This window comes from Kitasatospora sp. NPDC059599, from assembly GCF_042735125.1.
GTDB lineage: Bacteria > Actinomycetota > Actinomycetes > Streptomycetales > Streptomycetaceae > Kitasatospora.
Genome location: NZ_JBHWCL010000260.1, coordinates 1 through 5,761, shown reverse-complemented (window position 1 = coordinate 5,761; position 5,761 = coordinate 1). Strand labels below are relative to the sequence as shown.

Annotated in this window: 4 protein-coding genes; 1 reads left to right on the top strand and 3 read right to left on the bottom strand. The window is 76.0% G+C overall.

Going from position 1 to position 5,761, the window contains the following annotated elements; all coding sequences use genetic code 11:
• The first annotated feature begins 209 nt into the window (after positions 1-209).
• Positions 210-818 carry a hypothetical protein gene (locus tag ACFV04_RS42990; RefSeq protein WP_380536523.1) on the top strand — a complete coding sequence of 203 codons (609 nt, stop codon included), beginning with the start codon at positions 210-212 and terminating at the stop codon, positions 816-818.
• 14 nt (positions 819-832) lie between these two features.
• Here ACFV04_RS42990 and ACFV04_RS42985 read toward each other — a convergent pair whose 3' ends face one another.
• The 3 genes from ACFV04_RS42985 to ACFV04_RS42975 form a co-directional block, all read right to left on the bottom strand.
• Entirely contained in the window at positions 833-1,210 is a 378-nt protein-coding gene (locus tag ACFV04_RS42985) for a carboxymuconolactone decarboxylase family protein (RefSeq protein WP_380536521.1), read from the bottom strand.
• Positions 1,211-1,399: 189 nt separating this feature from the next.
• Positions 1,400-2,503: an NADH:flavin oxidoreductase/NADH oxidase gene (locus tag ACFV04_RS42980; protein WP_380349806.1), complete on the bottom strand. Its 1,104-nt coding sequence runs from the start codon at positions 2,501-2,503 to the stop codon at positions 1,400-1,402.
• A 182-nt stretch (positions 2,504-2,685) separates the two neighbouring features.
• A complete protein-coding gene (locus tag ACFV04_RS42975; protein ID WP_380536524.1) occupies positions 2,686-5,436 on the bottom strand; it encodes an ATP-binding protein in 2,751 nt (916 codons plus the stop codon).
• Positions 5,437-5,761: the final 325 nt, after the last annotated feature.

Genomic DNA, 5,761 nt, shown 5'->3' with positions numbered 1-5,761 from the left:
GCGCCCCCCCGGCCCCCGCCGGGGGGCCGCCCCCCCGCCCCCCCGCCCCCCCCCCCCCGCGGCCGTGGCGAGTCGGGACGGATCCGGGACATCCCGTGGCCTTGTCGGCCACCTTGCTGGGGCGGAACCTGGAGGCGACGGGCGCCAGGACGGGCGCCAGGACGGCCGGCACGTAGGGCCGGCACGGACGGTCGCCACGGGGGGTTGCGATGAACCGCACGGTGGGTGCGTTGTGTTCGGCGGCGCTGCTGGTGGCCGTGGCCGGCTGCGGCGTGATCGGGAGCGGCGGGCCCGACCGCCACACCGTGGTCCTGCCCGAGCCCGCCCCGGCGTCGGCCCGGTGGATCGTGAACGAGCTGTCCCGGAAGGGCACACTGGCCAAGGGGTGTCCGGCGCCGACCCTGTCGACCCTGGCCGTGCTCGACACGGACGGGCAGAACTGGGCGCTGGTCTTCTGGCTGGTGGACGACATCGACGTGTGCTGGGCGGATGTCGACCACCGGGACGGCGTCTGGGGAGGGAGCGACTTCGAGTCCATCGAGGACATGACCGTCGACCATCCCAGACCCCTCGGCCCGCCTGCGGGAACGCCGTGGTACGGGGTCACCGCCTTCCAGGGCCGGGTGGCGGACCTCAGGGCTACCGGCGACACCGACCACGTCCTCGGCCCCGTCCACAGCCGCACGGTCGACCTCGGCGGAGGCAAGCTCGTCACCTTCGTCTCCTACGGTGTCCGGGTCCCCGAGCTGGGCGAGAGCCTCACCGTGCACCTCTGCCCCCCGACCGGCGACTGCCGCGACGTCAGCGTGCCCGGCTGAAGCCTGTCGACGGGTCAGGTGCCGGTGACCGGCAGCAGGCCGCGCTCGGCGAACACCTTCTTGGCGACGAAAGTGGCGTGCAGGGCCTTGGGGAAGCCGCAGTAGGCGGCGGAGTGCAGCAGCGCCTCGACGATCTGCTCGGGGGTGAGCCCGACGTTGAGGGAGGCGTTGACCAACTGATTCGGGTGCAAGCCCGGTCCTTCGGGGTCGGGATAGCCCGTGCGGTTCGAAGTGCCGAGCGTCATGCGGGTCGTTGCTGAATCCTCGGGGCTGATGTCGTCCAGCGACTCCACGACCCGGCGCCTGACCTCGCCGTCGATGCGGTCGAGCACCTCCATCCCGTGCGCGAAGCGCTCCGCGCGGGTTCCTGCGTCGTTCGCGGCCGTGCTCATCGTGGTGCTCCTCTTCCGGCCGCCACTGTCGGCGGCCACGTCCCTGGCGACCGGTCCGGCCCGCCGACGTGCGGCGGGTCGGACTCACGGCAGAACCGTAGGACTTGGAGTGCACTCCGACTCAAGCCCGACACCCCCGTACTCGCCGGGGGCCGGCGGGTGCGGGGGTGCCGAGGTGGTGCCGGGGTGTCAGGCGCGGTGGTACTGGACGGGGGAGAGGACCTCGCCGCCGAGTTCGGCGGCGGCGCGGCGGGCCCAGGACGGGTCGCGCAGCAGTTCGCGGCCGACCAGGACGGCGTCGGCGTGGCCCCCGGCGACGACGGCCTGGGCCTGGGCGGGGTCGGTGATCAGGCCGACGGCGGCCACGGGCAGGCCGGCCTCGTTGCGCACGGCCTCGGCGAAGGGCACCTGGAAGCCGGGCGCGGCGTCGATCCGGGCGTCGGGGACGAGGCCGCCGGTGGAGACGTCCAGCAGGTCCACGCCGTGCGCCTGGAGTTCCTTGGCGAGGCGGACGGTGTCCTGCGAGGTCCAGCCCTCGCGGTCGTCCTCCGGGTTCTCGGTGAGCCAGTCGGTCGCGGAGACGCGGAAGAAGACCGGCAGCTCCTCGGGCCACACGGCGCGCACCGCGTCGACGACCTCCAGCGCGAAGCGGATGCGCCCCTCGAAGGTGCCGCCGTAGCCGTCGGTGCGGCGGTTGGTGTGCGGGGAGAGGAACTGGTGGACGAGGTAGCCGTGGGCGCCGTGGATCTCGGCGACCTGGAAGCCGGCGTCCAGCGCGCGCCGGGCGGCGTCGGCGAACTGCCGCACGATCGTGCCGATCTGTTCCTCGGTCAGCTCCTGCGGCGCGGTGTGGGCGGGGGAGAAGGGCTCGGTGCCGGGGCCGACCGGCGCCCAGCCGTGCTCCTCGTCGGCGGCCAGCGGGCGTCCGCGGTCGACCCAGGTCCGCTCGGTGGAGGCCTTGCGTCCGGCGTGGGCGAGCTGGATCGCGGCCACGGTGCCCTGGGACTTCAGGAAGTCGGTGATCCGGCGGAAGGCCGCGGCCTGCTCGTCGTTCCAGATCCCGAGGTCGTACGGGCTGATGCGGCCCTCGGGGCTGACGGCGGTGGCCTCGGTGATGATCAGTCCGGTGCCGCCGGCGGCGCGCGCCGCGAGGTGGGTGAAGTGCCAGTCCGTCGGCACACCGGCCGCGTCCCCGTCCGGCGCGGCGCTGTACTGGCACATCGCCGGCATCCAGATCCGGTTGGGGACGGTCAGTTCCCGCAGGGTGTACGGGGTGAAGAGGGTGGTGCTCATGACGGACTCCCGAGGGGTCGGCGGCGCCAGGACGGAGGGGCGCACCCACGAAGTGATTGCAGCTGCAATTTATGAGCCCAAAGATAGTTGCGCGTGCAGATATCTGCAAGGTCCACCGCCCGTCCCGCGCCGCCCCGGCCACCGGCACCGCCGCCCCGGCCTCAGCCCGCGCCGCCCCGGCCTCAGTCCGCGTCGCCGTCCGCCCGCAGCAGAGCACGGGCCCGGGCGGCCAGCCCGTCCGCGTCGCACCGGGTGGCCAGCTCCAGCCCCCGGGCGAGCGCCCCGCGGCCACCCGCCGCGCCGCCCAGCACCTCCCCCAGGTCGACCAGGGCCATCGCGTGCTCGTAGCGGGCCGGCGACCGTTCCAGATGCCCGACCGCCTCCGTCAGCAGGGCAGCCGCACGGGGCCGCTCGTGCACCGCGGCGCACAGCCGCAGCGCGCTGCCGACGGCCGAGTCCGTCCCCGACTCCCGGGCCCGGCGCACCGCCTCCGCGGCGAGGCCGCGGGCCCGGTCCGGCTGCTCCGGGGCCACCGCGCGCGCCAGGTGGCCCAGCCACGGCGCCCACACCGTGTTGCGCCACCCGCGCGCGTCCAGGGCCGCCCCGGCGACGGCCAGCGTCGCGGCCGCGCCCGCCGCGTCACCCCGGGCCAGCAGCAGCCGCCCGTACAGCGTCGGGGCGTCCGGCAGCACCATCACCGTCGGGTACGGCGGGCCGAAGGCGTGCTCGCGCGTCAGCTCCAGGGCTTCCTCCACCCGGCCGCGCGCCGCCAGGGTCTCGGCCAGCGCCCCGACCGCGTCCCAGTGCAGCGGGGTGCCCGGACCGATCCGCCCGGCGATCCGCAGCGCCCGGCGCAGGTAGTCCTCCGCCGCGGCGAGCGCGCCGCAGCGGAAACGGAGCATGCCGGTCAGCAGGTAGGCGAAGCCGAGGTGGCCGCCGCTCCACCCGGCGACCTCGTAGGCGCGCACCGCCTCGTCGAACAGTTCCTCCGCCCGGTCGACCCGGTCGGCGTACAGGTAGCTGATGCCCAGGATCCCGGGCAGCTCGAAGCCCCAGGTGGTGTTGGTCCAGCCCAGGCTGCGGGGCAGCCGGCCACCCGGCAGCGCCGACTCGCCGAGGGCGATCGCCTCCGCGCTGTCGACGCCGCGCAGTGTGAGGTCCCAGCAGCGCAGCACCGCCACCGCGTGGGCCAGACCGTCGCGTTCGAACACGGCCCCGCCGCCCGTACCCGCGCCGGCACCGCCGGGCGCCTCGGCGCGGGCGTCGGCGTCGGCAGTACCAGAGGCCTCGGTGAAGGTGTCGCTGAAGGCCAGGCCGATCGTGCCCAGCATCCGGTCGAACTCCGCGAGCCGCCGCGACCGCCCCGGACCGTCCGGGTCCTCGGACTGGAACGCCGCGAACATGAAGTGGGCGACCTCCAGGCGCAGTTGCCCCGGCCCTGGCCCGGTGCGCGCGGCCTCCTCGGCGCACAGCGCGGCGGCCTCGCCGAGCCGGTTGCTGTGGGCCAGGGCCTGGGCGAGCCGGAACGTCGCGTCCACCCGCAGCCCGGGGTCCAGCCCGTACGGGTCGGCGAGCGCCAGGCGCAGCTGGTTGACCGTGGTCGCCGGGTCGGTGAGCAGCGCCGAGCAGCCGAGCTCGTAGAGCACCGGGGCCCGGTCCTCGTCGGCGGGCGGCTCGCTGATGGCGCGGCGCAGGCAGCGCTGAGCGGCCTCGGGCGCGCCGATGGCCAGGTGCTCGCGGGCCGCCCGGCGCAGCTTGTCGACGATCGCGCCGTCCCCTTCGGGCAGGATCTCCAGCAGGTGCCGGGACGCGGCCAGCAGGCCGAGGCCGGCGTTCTCCAGGGCGACGGCGGCGACCCCGTGCATCGCGGTGCGGGTCGCGGGCGGCATCGACTGGTACACCGAGGTGGCGACCAGCGGGTGGACGAACTCCAGCCGGCCCCCCGCGGTGCCGGTCAGCACCCGGTGGTGGCGCAGCTCCCGCACGGACTGGGCGGCGGTCTCCGGTCCCTGGGCGCAGATGGTGGCGGCGAGGTCGTGGCGGATGTCGGTGTCCAGCACGGACGCCGCCCAGGCGAAGCGCAGCGCGGTGGGGCCGAGCCGTTCCAGCCAGTGCCGCAGCGTCATCCCCCGCGCGGTGGCGGCGAGTTCACGCAGCTGCCCGGTGCTCTCCTCGACCGGGTCGAGCCGCTGGTCGGCGACCTCGCGCAGCAGGGCGGCGGTCTCGTACGGGTTCCCGCCGGTGACGGCCCAGACGTGCCGGCAGAAGGCGTCCTCGGCCCGCTCGCCCAGGGCCGCGCGGACCAGGTGCGCGACCGAGGCCGGCTGCAGCGGGCGCAGCTCGTGCCGGCGGTCGGCCCGGTCGGCCAGGCCGCGCTGCAGGGACAGGGCGTCGTCGGGGAACTCGTCGCGGCAGGCGAGCACCAGCAGGGCCGGCAGCTCCCGGGTGCGGACCGCGAAGCCCGCCAGCCAGCCGAGCGACTCCGGGTCGGCCCAGTGCAGGTCGTCGACGATCACCGCCAGCGGGGAACGCAGCTGCACCAGGCGGGTCAGGACGAAGTCCAGCCCGTCCCGCACGCCCTGCGGATCGAGCTGCCCGCGGGGCGCCAGCAGCCCGGCCGCCGGGCCGACGACGTCCTCCCACGGCCCGAAGACCCGGGCCCGCTCCTCGTCGGACAGAGCCGCCAGCACCGGGCGCACCAGCTGGCGCACCACGTGGAACGGCTCGTGGCACTGGCGCTGCCCGCCCCGGGCGAACAGCACCGTGCAGCCCGCGCGCCGGGCCGCCCGTCGCACCTCGGTCAGCACCGCGGTCTTGCCCAGCCCGGCGGCGCCCGTGTAGAGCAGCAGCTCCCCGGCCTCGCTGCCGGCGGGAGCGGTGAGCGCCCCGATCGCCCGCGCCGCCGAGCGGATCTCGGCCTCGCGCTCGTGCAGCGGCCCGCCCTCCCCACCGGTTCCGCCCTCCCCGCCGGCCCCGCTGGCCCCGCCTGGCTCGCCGCCGGGCCCGTCGGGCCTGCCGTCCGCGCTGCCGTCCCCGGGCTTCGCCTCGGTCACCCTCGCCTCCAATTCACCGTGTCGGAACGGTCGTTGAGAGCCCGACGCTATCGCCGCGCGGCCGCCTCCGGTACGGGCTTGACAAAGCCGCCGGCCGCCCCCCGCGGGCGGACGGTCCGGTTCGGAGCGTTCGGGCCCGGACAGCCCGCCCCGGCCTGCGATGACGCCGCTCCGTGATCGATTCCGCCGCCCCCGCCGCGCTCCG

What these genes read in the sequence shown, in the direction of transcription:
- ACFV04_RS42980 (WP_380349806.1), bottom strand. Translation starts at nt 2,503, where the DNA reads ATGAGCACCACCCTCTTCACCCCGTACACCCTGCGGGAACTGACCGTC.
- ACFV04_RS42990 (WP_380536523.1), top strand. Translation starts at nt 210, where the DNA reads ATGAACCGCACGGTGGGTGCGTTGTGTTCGGCGGCGCTGCTGGTGGCC.
- ACFV04_RS42985 (WP_380536521.1), bottom strand. Translation starts at nt 1,210, where the DNA reads ATGAGCACGGCCGCGAACGACGCAGGAACCCGCGCGGAGCGCTTCGCG.